Annotated in this window: 14 protein-coding genes and 1 pseudogene; 7 read left to right on the forward strand and 8 right to left on the reverse strand. The window is 69.9% G+C overall.

Annotation, left to right across the window (positions count from 1 at the left end; genetic code table 11):
- Positions 1-38: 38 nt before the first annotated feature.
- The 7 genes and pseudogenes from OG289_RS17920 to OG289_RS17950 form a co-directional block, all read right to left on the reverse strand.
- Entirely contained in the window at positions 39-1,262 is a 1,224-nt protein-coding gene (locus OG289_RS17920) for a hypothetical protein (RefSeq protein WP_327315028.1), read from the reverse strand.
- Between the two features lie 120 nt (positions 1,263-1,382).
- A pseudogene (locus tag OG289_RS17925) lies at positions 1,383-2,956 on the reverse strand (alkaline phosphatase D family protein).
- 131 nt (positions 2,957-3,087) lie between these two features.
- Positions 3,088-4,524, reverse strand: coding sequence for a GTPase ObgE (gene obgE, locus OG289_RS17930; RefSeq protein ID WP_327315029.1), 1,437 nt, complete (start codon positions 4,522-4,524; stop codon positions 3,088-3,090).
- Positions 4,525-4,671: 147 nt separating this feature from the next.
- Positions 4,672-4,926 carry a 50S ribosomal protein L27 gene (gene rpmA / locus OG289_RS17935; protein ID WP_010041940.1) on the reverse strand — a complete coding sequence of 85 codons (255 nt, stop codon included), beginning with the start codon at positions 4,924-4,926 and terminating at the stop codon, positions 4,672-4,674.
- Between the two features lie 14 nt (positions 4,927-4,940).
- Complete coding sequence (gene rplU / locus OG289_RS17940; RefSeq protein ID WP_007381993.1) at positions 4,941-5,261, reverse strand: 50S ribosomal protein L21; 321 nt, start codon at positions 5,259-5,261, stop codon at positions 4,941-4,943.
- Between the two features lie 202 nt (positions 5,262-5,463).
- Positions 5,464-6,075 (reverse strand): Uma2 family endonuclease, encoded by a 612-nt coding sequence (locus OG289_RS17945; RefSeq protein WP_327315030.1) that lies wholly within the window; start codon positions 6,073-6,075, stop codon positions 5,464-5,466.
- 92 nt (positions 6,076-6,167) lie between these two features.
- A complete protein-coding gene (locus OG289_RS17950; RefSeq protein ID WP_327315031.1) occupies positions 6,168-6,629 on the reverse strand; it encodes an ATP-binding protein in 462 nt (153 codons plus the stop codon).
- A gap of 237 nt (positions 6,630-6,866) precedes the next feature.
- On the opposite strand from OG289_RS17950, the gene OG289_RS17955 reads away from it, so the two are divergent.
- From OG289_RS17955 to OG289_RS17985, 7 genes are all read left to right on the forward strand, one after another.
- Complete coding sequence (locus OG289_RS17955) at positions 6,867-7,718, forward strand: helix-turn-helix domain-containing protein (RefSeq protein ID WP_327315032.1); 852 nt, start codon at positions 6,867-6,869, stop codon at positions 7,716-7,718.
- Positions 7,719-7,728: 10 nt separating this feature from the next.
- Positions 7,729-7,905, forward strand: coding sequence for a DUF397 domain-containing protein (locus OG289_RS17960; RefSeq protein ID WP_327315033.1), 177 nt, complete (start codon positions 7,729-7,731; stop codon positions 7,903-7,905).
- Between the two features lie 512 nt (positions 7,906-8,417).
- Positions 8,418-10,079 (forward strand): D-glucuronyl C5-epimerase family protein, encoded by a 1,662-nt coding sequence (locus tag OG289_RS17965; RefSeq protein WP_327315035.1) that lies wholly within the window; start codon positions 8,418-8,420, stop codon positions 10,077-10,079.
- A 96-nt stretch (positions 10,080-10,175) separates the two neighbouring features.
- Positions 10,176-10,778 carry an acyltransferase gene (locus OG289_RS17970; protein ID WP_327315036.1) on the forward strand — a complete coding sequence of 201 codons (603 nt, stop codon included), beginning with the start codon at positions 10,176-10,178 and terminating at the stop codon, positions 10,776-10,778.
- A 263-nt stretch (positions 10,779-11,041) separates the two neighbouring features.
- The gene (wecB, locus tag OG289_RS17975; protein WP_327315037.1) at positions 11,042-12,145 is read left to right on the forward strand and encodes a non-hydrolyzing UDP-N-acetylglucosamine 2-epimerase; all 1,104 of its coding nucleotides are present in this window, start codon (positions 11,042-11,044) and stop codon (positions 12,143-12,145) included.
- 200 nt (positions 12,146-12,345) lie between these two features.
- Entirely contained in the window at positions 12,346-13,590 is a 1,245-nt protein-coding gene (locus tag OG289_RS17980; RefSeq protein ID WP_327320721.1) for a glycosyltransferase, read from the forward strand.
- Positions 13,587-15,731, forward strand: coding sequence for a glycosyltransferase family 1 protein (locus OG289_RS17985; protein ID WP_327315038.1), 2,145 nt, complete (start codon positions 13,587-13,589; stop codon positions 15,729-15,731). Before OG289_RS17980 ends, OG289_RS17985 begins: the two co-directional genes overlap by 4 nt.
- Before the next feature lie 95 nt (positions 15,732-15,826).
- Here the strand turns inward: OG289_RS17985 and galE are convergent, their stop codons facing one another.
- Positions 15,827-16,795: a UDP-glucose 4-epimerase GalE gene (gene galE / locus OG289_RS17990; RefSeq protein ID WP_327315039.1), complete on the reverse strand. Its 969-nt coding sequence runs from the start codon at positions 16,793-16,795 to the stop codon at positions 15,827-15,829.
- Between the last annotated feature and the right edge of the window lie 28 nt (positions 16,796-16,823).

The following is a 16,823-nucleotide window of genomic DNA, read 5'->3' on the forward strand; positions in this document are numbered from 1 at the left end:
GCAGTGACGAGGCTGACTCTAACGTCTGTCGACGGGTGTCAGTGCCGCCGCAGCCGTTTGAGGCACCGGTGTCCCAGTACCCGCACCAGCTCCTTCGACGAAGTCTGGTGCACGGTGCGCGCCACACCCCTGCCGGGTGCGGCGGCCACCGCCGCGAGCGCCCCGTACAGGGCCTGAGCGGCCACCTCGGGCGCGATCCGGGCCTCTTCGAACCCCTGAGCCTCCCCCGTCCCCCGCCCGGCGGGCCCGGTCGTGGCGGACAGCAGGGCCGGGTCGCCGATCACTCGCACCCCGGTCCGTGCGATGCGGCCGGCCATCTCGGCACCGATCCGGGCGGCCGCCTCGACCGCCCAGTCCGGTGTGGAGATCTTCACATCCCGTGAAGTGGGGCTACACGTGTTCTTCATATGCATGACAGCGCCGTTGCGAACCAGCCTGGAATAGAGCTCGTCGGGCAGGTCATTACCGCGGAATTCCTTGTTGAGGGTCCGCAGCATTTCGGTCTCGGCGAGGGTGAGAGAACGATTCGCCGTGTCGGGAACGGGCTGCAGGAGATTCGCGGGCAGTCCGAGCAGCGCCTCGAAGGTGCGCATCAGCCCGCCCCGGTCCCGGTCGTCGACCACGACGACGGTGACCCGCTCCGCGCCGACCGCCCGCACCCACCGCTCCACCAGCCGGTCATGCCGGTGCCGGCGCCAGAAACTGGGGTTGGGCTTCTCGTACGGGGCCTTGCGGAGCATGTGCTCCAGCCACTCCTCGTAGCCCATGCGCAGACCGTTCTGGACGTACTGCTGCCACTGCGAGGGCATGATCCTCACCAGCGGGCGCAGGGTGACGAGAACGTGCACCCGCTCCCGGCCGGGCTCCCCGCCGATCTGCTGGACGATCCGCTCGACGGTCGCGTCGTCCGGGGCGTCGGCGAAGAACTCGCTGCTGATCACGGAGGTGCTGCGGCCGGTGGCGTTCACCTGGTCCACGAGCTGCGTCCAGTGCCGCTCGGCGGGCGTGGAGTCGCCGATCATCCCGGTCCCGGAGCAGGCCGCCAGCACGGCCTGCATGGGGTGTCTGCTGTGCGCCGGGAAGGCGACGCCGTACGACGGGAGCTCCTCCTTCGCCGCGAAGAGGGCGCCCTGGATCGCGGTGGTCCCGGTCTTGTGCGGGCCGATGTGCAGCAGGCGGGTGCCGGCGGGCAGTGGGGCGGGCGCCGCGGGGGCACGTTCTGCGGGGGCCTGGGCGTCGTTGCTCGTACAGTCCGTCTCCATGGTCAAGGGACGGTAAGAGAGGTTCCTTAGGGGACGCTGAGAGCAACCTGGGGCGTCGATGAGTCCCGGGCTCCTCTCTTACCGTCTCTTTGACAACTGGGTGCTTCCACACCGGGGCCTTCACGCCCGCCGGACGCCGGGCCTGCCGTCAGTCACCCGCAGGTTCGCGAGCGTGCGGGCGGTCGCCTTCGGCCTGAGGACGGTGTCGACCACCCGGACCTGCGCGTCGACGGCGTCGGCGCGGATGTCGAAGAGGTGGTAGCCGCGGTGGGCGTCGATCAGCTTCCAGTGCGGGTGTCGGCCTGCAGCGGGTCCCACTGGGCGTGGAAGGCGGCCTGGTCCTGGTCGCCGGCGCTGGAGATGGACGTGCCGACGAACTCGGCGCCGACGACCGCGGAGCCCGGGTCGGCGAAGTCCTTCTTCAGGTCGCTGATCATGGTGAGGTGCCGGTCGCCGCTGAGCACGACGGGGTTGCGGACGCCCGCCAACTCCCCCAGGAGGGCGCCTCGTTCGACCTGGTAGCCGTCCCAGGCGTCGTAGAACCACTTCTTGCCCGGGCCGGCCAGCAGGTCGGTCTCGGCCAGCATGATCTGTGAGGCGACGAGGTTCCAGCGGGCGCCGGAGCCGTGCAGCGAGTCGAGCAGCCACTGCTTCTGCTCGGCGCCGAGCATGGTGAGCGCGGGGTTCTGGGCGCCCGCCTGGCTGGTGGCCTGGTCGCTGCGGTACTGCCGGGTGTCCAGGACGTTGAGCCGGGCCAGGCGACCGAACTGGAAGCGGCGGTACATGCGGATGTGCGGTCCGTTCGGGATCGCGGTCGCCCGGACCGGCATGTGCTCGTAGTACGCCTGGTAGGCCGCGGTCAGCCGGGCCACGAAGGCGGCGTGCGTCTGCCGGTCGGGGTCCTGCGGGATCTCCCCGGCGAAGTCGTTGTCGACCTCGTGGTCGTCGAAGGTGACCACCCAGGGCGCGTGGGCGTGCATCCGCTGGAGGTCGGGGTCGCTGCGGTACTGGGCGTACCGGTTGCGGTACTGGACCAGGCTGTACGGCTCCCCGCTCCCCTCGTGCCGCCGCACGGCCGTCGACGAGGGGGCCGACTCGTAGATGTAGTCGCCGACGAAGAGGACGACGTCCGGGTCCTGCGCCAGCATGTCGGCGTACGGCGTGAAGTAGCCGTGCTGCCAGTTCTGGCAGGAGGCGAGCGCGAGGCGCAACGGGCCGCCGGAGCCGAGGAACCCGGGCGCGGTCCGGGTACGGCCCACCGGCGAGAGCTGCCCGCCGGCCCGGAAGCGGTACCAGTAGACCCGTCCCGGACGCAGCCCTCGTACATCCACGTGAACGCTGTGCCCGTACGCGGGCTGGGCGTCTGCGGTGCCCCGGCGCACCGACGTGGCGAAGCGCGGGTCGGGCGAGATCTCCCACTGCACCTGGACGGTCCGGTCGGGCATGCCGCCGCCGTGCAGCGGGTCCGGGGCCAGCCGGGTCCAGATCACGATGCCGTCGGGCAGGGGGTCCCCGGAGGCGACACCGAGGCTGAACACCCCGTCGGGCAGCGGCGCCTCGGCCGCGCGGGCGGTGGCGGGCAGCCACAGTTGGGCGGAGGCGGCGGCGCCGATCACGGCGGCACCGGCGGTCAGGAAACGGCGACGGTCGGCTGCCACCCGTGAACTCCCTTGTCTCGCTGGCCTCTTGGACACAACGAGGCTGTCATGCGGCCCGGGTCAGCCTGCTGAACTCAGGAATTCGCGTGCATGACAAGTGGGGAGACAAAGAGGGACCCGTTGCGGGGTTCGCCGCAACGGGTCCGCAAGCTCTGGACGATACAGGACTAGAAGGGCTCGAAGCCCTCGAACTCCTGGGCCGCCTCGTCGCGTTCGGCCTGCTTGTCCCGGCGGCGCTGGGTCGCGGGACGCGGCTCCTCGAAGCGGTGGTCCTCGCCTCGGCGGCCGAGCATCTCGGCGCCGGCCGTCACGGACGGCTCCCAGTCGAAGACGACCGCGTTGTCCTCGGGGCCGATGGCCACGCCGTCGCCGCCCCGGGCGCCCGCCTTCATCAAGGCGTCCTCGACACCGAGGCGGTTGAGCCGGTCGGCGAGGTAGCCGACGGCCTCGTCGTTGTTGAAGTCGGTCTGCCGCACCCAGCGTTCGGGCTTCTCGCCCCGGACGCGGAACAGGCCGTCCTCCTCCAGGGAGACGGTGAAGCCGGTGTCGTCGACCGCCTTCGGACGGATGACGATCCGGGTCGCCTCCTCCTTCGGCTTGGCCGCGCGCGCCGCGCCCACCATCTCGGCGATGGCGAAGGAGAGCTCCTTCAGACCCATGTGGGCGACCGCGGACACCTCGAAGACCCGGTAACCGCGCGCCTCCAGCTCCGGGCGGACCATCTCGGCGAGGTCCTTGCCGTCCGGCACGTCGATCTTGTTCAGGACCACGAGCCGCGGCCGGTTGCCGAGGCCGCCGTACTGCTTGAGCTCCTCCTCGATGATGTCGAGGTCGGAGAGCGGGTCGCGCTCGGACTCCAGGGTCGCCGTGTCCAGCACGTGCACGAGGACGCTGCACCGCTCGACGTGGCGCAGGAACTCCAGGCCCAGGCCCTTGCCCTGGCTGGCGCCCGGGATCAGGCCCGGCACGTCGGCGATCGTGTAGACCGTGGAACCGGCCGTCACCACGCCCAGGTTCGGGACGAGCGTCGTGAACGGGTAGTCCGCGATCTTCGGCTTGGCGGCGGACAGGACGGAGATCAGCGACGACTTGCCCGCGCTCGGGTAGCCGACGAGGGCCACGTCCGCGACCGTCTTCAGCTCCAGGACGATGTCGTGGAAGTCGCCGGGCTCGCCGAGCAGCGCGAAGCCGGGCGCCTTGCGGCGGGCCGAGGCCAGCGCGGCGTTGCCGAGACCGCCGCGACCGCCCTGGGCGGCGACGTACGAGGTGCCGTGGCCGACCAGGTCCGCCAGCACATTGCCGGCCTTGTCCTGGATCACCGTGCCGTCCGGGACCGGCAGGATCAGGTCCTGACCGTCCTTGCCGGAGCGGTTGCCGCCCTCGCCGGGCTTGCCGTTGGTGGCGCTGCGGTGGGGCTTGTGGTGGTAGTCGAGGAGCGTGGTGATCGACTGGTCGACGACCAGGATCACATCGCCGCCGCGGCCGCCGTTGCCCCCGTCGGGGCCGCCGAGCGGCTTGAACTTCTCACGGTGGACGGAGGCACAGCCGTGGCCTCCGTTACCCGCGGCGACATGCAGTTCGACGCGGTCCACGAAGGTGGTCATGGTGGGTGCCTCCAGCACTACGAAAGTCAAGGTCGAGCTATTGCTCTGTCTACTGCTCTAACACGCGAAAGGCGGACCCGCCTTCCCACAAGGGAAGTGAGGTCCGCCTCGCGAAACGTTCGGTCGAGCCGTGAATCAGGTACTGACTCAGGCAACCGGGACGATGTTCACGACCTTGCGGCCACGGTGGGTGCCGAACTGCACCGAACCGGCCTGCAGGGCGAACAGCGTGTCGTCGCCGCCACGGCCGACGCCCGCGCCGGGGTGGAAGTGCGTGCCGCGCTGGCGGACCAGGATCTCACCCGCGTTGACGACCTGACCGCCGAAGCGCTTCACGCCGAGCCGCTGGGCATTGGAGTCGCGACCGTTCCGGGTGGACGATGCGCCCTTCTTGTGTGCCATGTCTCCTCAGTCCCTTACTTCGCAGCCGCGGGGATCTCAGTGACCTTGATCGCCGTGTACTGCTGGCGGTGGCCCTGACGACGGCGGTAGCCGGTCTTGTTCTTGTAGCGAAGGATGTCGATCTTGACGCCCTTGTGGTGGTCCACGACCTCGGCCTGGACCTTGATGCCGGCCAGCACCCACGGGTCGCTGGTCACAGCGTCGCCGTCGACAACGAGCAGGGTCGAGAGCTCGACCGTGTCGCCAACCTTGGCAGTGGAAATCTTGTCAACCTCAACGATGTCGCCGACAGCAACCTTGTGCTGGCGACCACCGCTGCGCACGATGGCGTACACGCGGATCTCACTCTCTCGCTCTGGGACGGCATCCCCGCAGTCCAGCCGCCCGGGAACGAACACGGACGGCCTCTCCCGACCACCGAGGTAACCGGCACCCGGGAGGAAGAGGGTTTACGGGGATGTGGCATGTCAGCCGACACGCCGAGGGTCAAGGCTACGGGGCAGCCGTTCGGGGGTCAAACCGGGCCGGGCCCGCCGCTCACCTCTGCTCGTCTTCCGGGTTCTCGGCCTCTTCGACGGCGAACCCGGACGTGTCGAGCTCGAAGTCGAACGGTGCGGGGATGCGCACGGGCCGCCCGAAGAGCACGTTGGTCCGCGACCGATACCCCTTGGGAGAAGGATCCCAAAGAACATTGATCTCCCCGACCCGCATGTCGAGCAGCAGATACACGGGCACGACCCGCCCGTAGGTCTCCATCTTGTCGAGCCAGTCGACATCCTTGGTGGAGTCCGAGGTCAGCTCGGCGGCGAGGGAGAGGGCGGTGCCGTCTGCGTGACGGCCTTCGGCGTCGAAGGCCGACTCGTCGGCGACGTGCAGGTCGGGCCCGTATCCCCGCTCAGACCCGGGAAAGGCGAAGAGGAAGGGCACCACGTCCACGTCGTGCCCCTCCGGAGCATGCGGCTCCAGCTGAAGCCGAAGCGACTTCATGACCTTCTTGTGGCGCAGCTTCGACCACGGCGACACGACGATCTTCCCCCGGATGAGCTCGGCCTTGTAGCCGGCAGGTGTGTCCAGTCCTTCGACGATCTGGAGCAGGTCCTCGAAGGCTCCGCTCGGAGGGGTGTCTATGGCCCGGGGGCGCTCGGTCATGACGGTCACCACGATCCTCCACTGGTTACAGAGCGTGTCGCCTGAACCACGATAGCGCCGGGCTGTGACAGCCGCCCGCCCCTCGGCAACGCTCACCCGCCGACCTCGCACCACAGGAGCTTCCCGCCGCCCCCGGAGAGGCCGTCGCCGAGCGGATACCCACCCCACGTCTCGGCGTAATGACATACGAGGAAGAGCCCGCGCCCACCCTCCGCATCGGCGCCCGCCAGGGCAGGGACCCGTCGGGGTCCGGACCGCTTGTCGAAGGGGGGTGGGATGTGGGGGTTCGCATCCCAGACGCTCACGCGAAGCCGACTACGACCGAGGCCACGGAGACGGAGCGTGGCGGGGCCGGTGGAGTACCGGTAGGCGTTGGTGACGAGCTCGGTGGCCAACAGTTCGGCGGAGTCCTGGAGTTGGACCATGCCGTGTCCGGCGAGGACGGCCCGGAGGGTGACGCGAGCAATGCGGGCGCCACGAGGATCGTGGGGCAGTTGAAGCACGTACGTCCAAGTTGGGACCGCTTCGCACTCCGACGGGGATACGGTGACCACGAACGCCTCCTGTGGTGGGGGAAGTTGGTTCGCTCGACGACCTGGCCGGGCGGTGGCAGTGCCGCGCGCCTGCAATGCGGCGCGGTGCGCTTCCGGGTTATCGGCGGGGCTGGTTGAGCGGCCTGGTTCTCACCGTAGGCTGCAATCCCTGAAGGTTTTGCACCCATCAGCAAACCCTTCAGGGATTTCCCTCGTGTGGGTGACCACCACACCAGGTGTACGGAACGGAGCGAGGACATGGCACCACGAAGCGCCCCCACCGCACGCCGCCTACGCATCGGCATCGAGCTGCGCCGCCTGCGGGAACGGGCCGGCATGACCGCTGCCGAGGCCGCCCGCTCCCTGGGCACCACTCAGGCGCAGGTCAGCAACATCGAGGCCAACCGCTTCGGCATCAGCGCGGAACGCGTGCGCACGCTTGCCCACATCTACGGCTGCACGGACCAGAGCTTGGTCGACGCCCTCGCCGGCATGGCGGCGGACCGGACACGCGGCTGGTGGGAGGAGTACCGGGACACGCTGCCTCCCCGCCTCCTGGACCTCGCGGAACTGGAGCACCACGCCACCGCTGTGCGAGTCACCCAGGTCATCAACATCCCGGGCCTGCTCCAAACACCGGAGCACGCCCGCGCATTGTTCCGCGAGGCGGTTCCGTCCCTGCGCCCGCACGAGATCGAGTACCGCATCTCCCACCGCATCAAGCGCCAGGCCATCCTCTACCGCGAGCAGCCCCCGCCGTACACCGCGATCGTCCACGAGGCCGCCTTGCGGATGCAGTTCGGCGGCCGCGAGGTGGCCCGGGCCCAACTGGAACATCTGGCCGAAGCCGGCGAGCAGGCCAACATCTCCCTCCGCGTGATCCCGTTCAACGGCACGTCGTTCCCCACCACAGGCCACGCCGTGGACTACTTCCACGGTCCGGTGCCGACCCTCGACACGGTGGAGGTCGACACCGCCCACGGCAGCGAACTCGTCGACGCCGCCGGGCAACTGGAGAAGTACCGCCTCGTCCTGGACCGTATGGAGGCAGTCACCTTGAAGCCCACCGCCTCCCGCGACCTCATCCACCGCATCGCCCAAGAGACCTGAGGGACGAGACATGACCGAACAGAACTGGCAGAAGTCGACGTACAGCGAAGAGGGCTCCGCCTGCGTCTACCTCGCCACCACCCCCACCGGAACGATCCTCCTCCGCGAAAGCGACGAACCGGAGATCATCCTCGCCACCGGCCCGCGCCAACTCGGAGCCTTGATAACCACCCTGCGCGACCACTGAAGCAGCGGACGGCCCACAGGAGTCACGGAAACGCCTGATCGCGCATCAGCCGGGCGCCGTTGACGGGTCGCCCCCTTCACGCCCGCCACCTCCTGGCCCGCCACCGTCGCCTGCGGGTCCGCTGTCGCCGAGGCGACCGCCAGTTGGACGACCTCGATCTTTTACCGACCCTTGATCTCACACAAGGCGCGTATATCCGGTATCAGCACTTCTGTCAGGCCACAGTTCCACCACAGGGCCCCCTCACCCCTCGCTGAACATCCCGAGACGCGCCGATGCACCCCAACGCTCCCTCCACCTCACGTCAGTCAGGCGCCTCTCGACCGGCACATGAACCCACAAACTTCGTGCAAGACCATCGATCCACATCGCCACCGCTCAAGATCATCTGCTGACCACCGTTGATCAACATCCTCGGGGAGACCAGAGTTATGGCTGAAATGAGGCCTGGCGGAATCGGTCGGAGACACTTCATTCGGCTGGCCGGCGGGACCGCTGCGGGGGCGGCGGTCGTGGGGGGCGGCGCCGTCACCGCGATGGCCGCCGGTGCCTTCGAGCCGCCCACGCCGGCCGACCCGCTCGCCGGCACGCCGCGCTCGATCGCGCTGAGCCTGCCGTCCGGCGCGGGCGGGGAGTCCATCCCCGTGCCGCCGCTGCCGGACCCCCTCGAGGGCGGCAGCGTCAGCGCGCCGAGCTCGTCCAGGCGCATCCCGTACACATCTGGCACGCCGACCGAGCCGGGCGACCCGACGACCCTGCCGTTCGAGTTCAAGAAGGACGGCTACCAGATCGTCCCGGATCTGCCGGAGGCCCTGCGGCCGTGGCGCAACCGGCCCACGACCTGGGCGAACGCCAACCTGTCCGCGGGGACCTACCACCTCAACGCCGACGGCGTGTACATGATGTACGCGGACGACGGGAAGTCCTACGACCACCCCGTGGGCCAGATCCAGTTCGGCCTCGGCTGCCTCACCAGCTACCGCGTCGAGACCGACCCGACCCGCAAGGCCGTGTTCCTCGAGCGCGCCAGGGCCCAGGCCGACCGGCTGATCGCCAAACGCGTCGAGACCCGCGGCGCCTGGTACTTCCCGTACCCGTTCGACTTCACCCACGCCGAGCACAGCGGTGTCGTCTACAAGGCGCCCTGGTACTCCGGCATGGCCCAGGGCGAGTCGATCAGCCTCTTCGCCCAGCTCGCCGCGCTGGAGGACGGGCTCAGCGCGGACGAGCGGGCCCTGTACCGGTCGGCCGCAGACGGCGCCTTCGCCTCGCTGCTGCGCGCCGACGACACGAACCCGTGGGTGGTGAACAAGGACCAGGCGGGCTACCTGTGGATCCAGGAGTACCCGTTCAAGACGGCCGGCACGGGCGACTACACGTACAACGGCATGATCTTCGCCATGTTCGGCATCTGGGACTACTTCCGGCTGACCGGCAACAGGCTCGCCGCCCAGCTGTACGACGGCACGTGCACGACGATCGCCCGGCACTTCGCCCTGCTGCGCAACCCGCGCTGGTTCTCCTACTACTGCCAGACACACCGGATCCCGACGCACACGTATCACCACCACCACATCGCGCTGTGGCAGCAGCTGCACTGGCACACCAACAGCCCGGTCTTCGCACACCAGCTGGACATGCTGATCGAGGACGTCCCGCCGGGCGTGAAGTCCGGCTCGGTGATCACCATCGCGGCCGGCACCCACACCCTCTCCAAGCTGGACACCAACTCCGACGGCAGCTGGGCCAAGGCCAGGGCGGACAGGGTCCTCAGCTCGAAGAAGGTCGTCTTCGCCCGGGCCACCCAGGCGCCGATCGACGTGCGCCGACGCATCCAGGGCACGGGCGTCGGGTACCGGATCAGCGCCGGAGCGTACAAGGGCCACTGGGTCGCCGAGGCCTACCCGAACGTGTTCCTGCGTGGTGAGCACCTGCCCGTCACCTACCGGGTGCCGCGCACCCTCACCCTCACCGCGAACGCCTCCGTCGAGGCGATCGACTACGGCATCAACGGCGCGGCCGGCACGCTCAAGATGCTGAAGTACTCGAAGCCGCACACCCTCCAGTTCGACCGCAGGGCGGTCGTGAACGGGCGGCCGATACTGCGGATCACCTCGGAGGAGTTCGCCGGGTACTGGATTCCGGCCAACCAGGTCACCACCGACGGACACTGAGCAGGCACGGTTCCGCGGGCAGGGGCCGCCCGCGTCGTACGGGCGGCCCCTCCCCGTATGCTCGCCAGGCGTAGCCAGACACCGGAAGGCGGAGAAGTGAACTACAGGGTCCAGCCCAGCGCCCAGGTCGACGCGAGTGCCGAGATCGGCGACGGGAGCAGTGTGTGGGACCTCGCGCAGATCCGGGAGGGCGCGCGGCTCGGTGAGGGCTGCGTGGTCGGGCGTGGGGCGTACGTCGGTTCCGGTGTGCGGATGGGCGACAACTGCAAGCTGCAGAACTACGCGCTCGTCTACGAGCCGGCCGAGCTCGGTGACGGCGTCTTCATCGGCCCCGCCGTGGTCCTCACCAACGACCACAACCCGCGCTCCGTGGACCCCGAGGGCAAGCAGAAGCGCGGCGGCGACTGGGAGGCCGTCGGCGTGAAGATCGCCGACGGGGCGTCCATCGGGGCGCGCTCGGTGTGCGTCGCGCCGATCACCATCGGCCGCTGGGCGATGGTCGCCGCGGGTGCCGTCGTCACCAAGGACGTGCCTGACTTCGCACTGGTCGTGGGTGTTCCGGCCCGTCGCGTCGGATGGGTCGGGCACGCCGGTGTGCGGCTGGTCGAACGGGACGGCGAGCCGGGCGTGTGGGAGTGCCCGCAGACCGGTTCCCTGTACGAGGAGAAGGACGGGGCTCTCGTCGAGCGCGCCCTGTAGGAGCCGCCGCGACAGGCGCCCGAGTTGATCCGGTTTCCGCCCGTGTAAACGCAAGATTCACGAAATCGTTATGCGAGTGAGTCGAAGCCCGGAAGCCGGGTTCTGACCACGGCATGGACACGACTCGCTCACCGCGGGGCAACCCACCACGGACCTGGTGCGTCCAACGCTCTGCCTACCATTTCCTTGCCCGTTTCTTTTGCTCAGTCGTCTTACCCAGCAGCCCCAGTAGCCAGCAGCCGCCCCCAGAAGAAGAGTGCTCTGTGAAAGTCATCAGCATCGTCGGTGCCCGTCCTCAGTTGGTGAAGCTCGCGCCCATCGCGGCGGCCTTCGCCGAGACCGAGCACGAGCACGTCATCGTGCACACCGGGCAGCACTACGACGCCGACCTCTCCGACGTCTTCTTCTCGGGGCTCGGCATCCCCGACCCCGACGTCCACCTCGGCGTCGGCTCCGGCAGCCACGGCGTGCAGACCGGTGCCGTCCTCTCCGCGCTCGACCCGGTCCTCGAGCGTGAGCAGCCCGACTGGGTGCTCGTCTACGGCGACACCAACTCCACGATCGCCGGCGCGCTGTCCGCGGTGAAGATGCACCTGCCCGTGGCGCACCTGGAGGCGGGCCTGCGCTCCTTCAACCGGCGGATGCCGGAGGAGCACAACCGCGTCCTCACCGACCACTGCGCCGACCTGCTGCTCGCGCCCACCGAGGAGGCCGTGCGCCACCTCGCGAACGAGGGCCTCGCCGACCGCACCCGCCTGGCCGGCGACGTGATGGTCGACATCTGCCTGCGCATCCGCGACCAGGTCCGTGCCGGCGAGTTCGCCGCGCCGGAGCTGCCCGAGGGCATCGACCCGTCGAAGCCCTTCCTGCTGGCGACCCTGCACCGCCCGGACAACACCGACGACCCCGAGCGGCTCGCCGCGATCGTCGACTCGCTCGCCAAGCTGCCGGTGCCGGTGGCGCTCGCCGCCCACCCGCGGCTGGTCGCCCGCGCCGAGGAGCACGGCATCGACCTGTCCCAGGGCAACCTGCACGTCGGCCGTCCGCTGCCGTACGCGAGCCTGGTCGCCGCCGTGCTGGCCTCGGTCGGTGTGGTGACGGACTCCGGCGGTCTGCAGAAGGAGGCGTTCCTGCTGGAGCGCATCTGCACCACCATCCGCCCGGAGACGGAGTGGGTGGAAACCGTCAACACGGGTTGGAACGTCCTTGTACCCGACCCGCACACGCTGTCGCCCCAGGAGTGGGCCGAGACCGTGACCCGTGCCGTGCCGACCGACGACCCCGGCACGCCGTACGGCGACGGCCGCGCGGCGCACAACGTCGTCCGTCTCATGGAGGAATGGAAGGGGGGCAGCCGGTCCGCATGACATGAGCTGCGGAACCGGGGCCCGTCTGCGGCCGCCTGCGGGCGGTCACACACGAGCCACAGTCCGCGCATGTCAGCGTGCTAGCGTCAACCGCTATGTCATCGTCTCCCCCGTCCGGGCCGCCTGCGGAAGGCAAGCGACCGCACGTCATCTACCTCGCCATCGGCTTCCCGCCGGCCGCCAAGAGCTCCACGTACCGGATGCGCGAGACCGCCAACCAGTTCGTGAAGGTCGGCTGGGACGTCACGGTCGTCAACATCGCCCGGGAGTCCTGGGAACTCGACTCGGGCATCGACCTCTCCCTGCTGGACCAGGTCGACCCCCGCGTGAAGATCGTCGAACTGTCGCTCGCCCGCGAGGACCTAGAGACCGACATCCGCCTCTTCGACGAGGCGCGTGCCCTGGACCCCAACGGCTGGGTCGCCAAGCTCCGCCGCCGGCAGACCGAGACGTTCCCGGAGCCCAACTTCGGTGAGTGGCGCGACGACCTGGAGCAGGCCGTGCTGCGCATCCACCAGGAGCACCCGGCGGACCTGCTGCTCGCCAGCTGCGTGCCGTACGTGAACCTCGCCGCGGCCTGGAAGCTGTGGGAGGAGGCGAAGGTCCCGTACGCGGTGGACTTCCGCGACGGCTGGTCCATCGACGTCATCGACGGCGTCGAGGCCTTCGCCCGCGACTCGGCGGAAGGCCGCTGGGAGCAGAAGATCCTCGACAACGCGACGTCGCTGTGGGTCGTCAACGACCCCATCGCCGAGCACTACCGCAAGCGCTACCCCGAGTTCGCGAGCCGCGTGCACGTGGTGCGCAACGGGTACGACGCGGACAGCTCACCGGGCCGGGCCCACAACCCGGACCCCGAGGCCGGTCTGGTCTTCGGCTACCTCGGCACGGTCAACTTCACCGTCCCGCACCTGGAGACGGTGCTGAACGCCTGGCGTGCCGCCCGCGAGAAGGAGCCGCTGCTGGCGAACGCGCGCTTCGAGCTGCGCGGCCACCTCGGCAACGGCGCCACCCGCGGTGCGAACCGGCACGCCGAGGTCTTCAAGGAGGCCGAGGTCGACGGCGTCGTCTTCGGCGGTCCCGCCGCCAAGGCGGAGGTCTCCTCGATCTACGCCCGCTGGGACGCGATGGTGCTGATCCTCATCGGCGGCCGGTACGTCACCTCGGGCAAGGTGTACGAGTACATGGCGACCGGCCTTCCGATCGTGTCGGCGCACGCCGCCGAGCACGACGCCTCCAACGTGCTGAGGGGTCACCCGCTGTGGACGGGCGCCCCCGGCATCGACGAGGCGGGCCTGACCGAGTCGTTCATCAAGGCCGCCCACATGGCGGTGGAGACGACCGACGAGGAGCACGCCGAGGCGATGGCCCACGCCGACCAGTTCACTCGAGAGGCGCTGATGTCCGTCGCCGTCAAGAACCTTGTCGAGGAGCTCGCCAAGTGACCGAAGTCCTGCTCGTGGCGTACGTACGGCCGCAGTTCGGCGTTCTCGCCGACGCCGTACGCAAGTTCAGCGCCCAGGGCGCGCGCGTGCACCTGGCGGGCATGTTCGACCTGGAGGCCGAGGGCGTCTCCGAGGAACTCGCCAAGGTCGGGCTGGCCAGTACGCACCAGCTGCCGCGCACCCTCAAGCACCGCAGCCAGGCGGTACGCCGCCGGCTCGGCAAGGCCCCGCGGGGCCTGCGCAACTGGACGCAGATCAAGGGTGACTCCTGGCTGCGCTCCCACGGCCGCAAGGCCGACGTGCTCGTCGCCCTGGACGTGGCCACCGTGTACACGGTGTGGCGGCTCGCCGAGTACAACCGCACCGCGCCGGCCAAGTTCGGGCTCGCGCCCGCGCTGAAGGCCGTCGAGGAACTGAAGGCGCAGGGCGGCGTCACGGTCCGCCGCTCCTCCGTCCTGCCGCCGCTGCACGCCGTCGCCCGTGATGTGAAGCGCAGCGTCGACCGCCTGCCCGCCCAGCTGGTGCGGACGGCGACCCCGCGGCCGCTGATGCGGTCCGGCGTCGGCGCCCGGCTGTGGCGTTCGGCCGTGACGGCGCCCGGCATGCCCATAAGAGTGCGCGCCGCGACCTCGCGGTACGTCGCCGAGGGCATGCAGTGGGCGGGCCGCACCAGCGGTGCCGCGCTCACCCTCGCGGACGCCGCCGCGAAGATCCCGGATCCCCAGCTGCGGGCGGACCTCTACTACGAGGGCGTGATGCAGGAGCTGAGGAAGGGCATCAGCCCCCGGTATCTCGGCAAGGCGGTCGCGGCCCAGCTCGCCAACGCCGACGCGCTGTACGCCAAGGGCAAGAGCGACGACGCGGCCGAGGCGATCAACCGCGCCCTGTTCCTGCACTTCCACCGGGTGCTGCACATCGACCAGCTGTCGTCGCCGCTGGCCAAGGACGCCGAGGGCTTCGTGGCCCCGCTGCACCGCTCCAAGGCGTTCCAGGCGCTGAGCCGCCCCCGTGGCCGCAAGGTGCCCGTCGCGCCCGCCCCCACCGACCGCCCGCTGCGGCTGCTGGTGACGACGAGCGCCAACGACAACTTCCTGCACCTGATCAAGGAGCACTTCGGCGACCACCCCGGCGTCGAGCTGCGCTACCTCGACCTGGCGGCGAACAAGCACCTGAAGCGGATCTCCTGGGCGGCGCCGCGCATGCTCAAGGACCGCCTGGCGGACGGCACGAGCGACTACCAGGAAGAGGTGGAGCGCCTGATGCGCCCTCACCTCGACTGGGCCGACACCGTCTTCCTGGAGTGGGCGGCGGGTCCGGCCGGCATGCTCACCACGATCGACCCGGGCGACACCCGGATCGTGGTCCGCCTGCACAGCTACGAGGCGTTCACGCGCTGGCCGCACATGACGGACTTCTCCCGGATCGACGACCTCGTCTTCGTCGCCCCGCACGTGAAGGACCTCACGGCCTCGCTCGTGCCGACGCTGCGCGGCGAGCAGGCTCCGAGGTTCCACCTCATCGACAACGCCATGGACCTGTCGGGCTTCAACCGGGCGAAGCCGGCCGAGGCCCGCTTCAACCTGGGTCTGGTCGGCATCAGCCAGGTCGCCAAGGACCCCAAGTGGGCCCTGGACGTCCTGGAGCGGGTCCGCAAGCACGACGAGCGCTACCGGCTGCTCCTGGTCGGCGGCGACATGGACCCGAAGACCAGCCAGGCCACCCGGCAGTACCTGAACGAGTTCGAGGAGCTGCTGGCCCCGCTGGAGGAGTCCGGCGCGGTGGTCCGGCTCGGCCCGACGGACGACGTCCCGTCGAAGCTCGTCGAGATCGGTACGATCCTCAGCTCCTCGGTGCGCGAGGGCTGCCACGTCGGTCTGATGGAGGGCGCGGCCAGCGGTGCCGTCCCCGTCGTCCGCGACTGGCCGTTCTACGCGGGCAAGCCCAACAGCGCCCGCACCCTCTACCCCGAGGGCTGGGTCGTGGGCTCCCCCGCCGAGGCGGCCGAGCGGATCCTGAAGGTCACGGCCACGGAGGAGTCCTGGCGCGGCGCGGGCAAACTCGCCACCGAGCACGCGCTGACGGTGTGGGACTGGCCCGTGGTGCAGAAGCACTTCGAGAAGCTGCTTCTCGAAGAGAACTAGCCGGCTCGAAGAGAACCAGCCAGATGGGTGAGGGCCCCCGGGAACATCCCGGGGGCCCTCGCTCATGCGTTTGCGAGCGTTTCCGCCGGCGGCGGCTACGGGTGCCGCAGCCGCCACCCCGCCCACGCCGACTCCACCATCTCGCGTACGCCGTGGCGCGCGCTCCAGCCGAGTTCCTCGCGGATGAGGTCGGCGGAGGCCACGACCCGGGCCGGGTCGCCCGGACGGCGGCCGGTCACGTCGGGCTCGGCGTCCTTGCGGCCGGTGACGTCCTGGATGACGTCGATCATCTCGGACACCGAAACACCCTCGCCGCGGCCGATGTTGAGGACCAGCCGGGCCTTCGGGTCGGCGGCCAGCCGGCGGGCGGCCGCGACGTGCGCGGAGGCGATGTCCTCGACGTGGATGTAGTCGCGGACACAGGTGCCGTCGGGCGTCGGATAGTCGTCGCCGAAGATCCGGGGGGCCTCACCCGCGTCGAGGCGCTCGAAGACCATCGGGACGAGGTTGAAGACGCCGTCGTCGCCCAGCTCGGGCGTGGCCGCGCCCGCCACGTTGAAGTAGCGCAGCGAGGCGGTCGCGATGCCGTGCCGGGCGCCGACCGCCGCCACCAGCCACTCGCCGGCGAGCTTGGTCTCGCCGTAGGGGTTGATGGGCGCGCACGGCGTCTTCTCGGTGACGAGGTCGACGTCCGGCATGCCGTACACGGCGGCGGACGAGGAGAACAGGAACCGGCCGACCCCCGCGGCGACGGCCGCGTCGAGCAGGACCCGCATGCCCTCGACGTTCTCGCGGTAGTAGTACAGCGGCCGGTCCACGGACTCGGCCACCTGCTTCTTGCCCGCGATGTGCACGATGCCGGTCACGGCGTGCTCCCGCAGCACCCGCCCGACCGTGTCGCCGTCGAGCACCGTGCCGACCTCCAGCACGACACCGTCCGGCAGCCGCTCGGCGCGGCCCGTGCTCAGGTCGTCGAGGACGACGACCCGCTCACCGGCGTCCGTCATCGCCTTCACCACATGCGAGCCGATGAAACCGGCACCGCCCGTGATCAGCCAGGTCATGGGAAACCTTTCTGCACCAGGGCCCCGC

It is taken from the genome of Streptomyces sp. NBC_01235 (assembly GCF_035989285.1).
GTDB lineage: Bacteria > Actinomycetota > Actinomycetes > Streptomycetales > Streptomycetaceae > Streptomyces.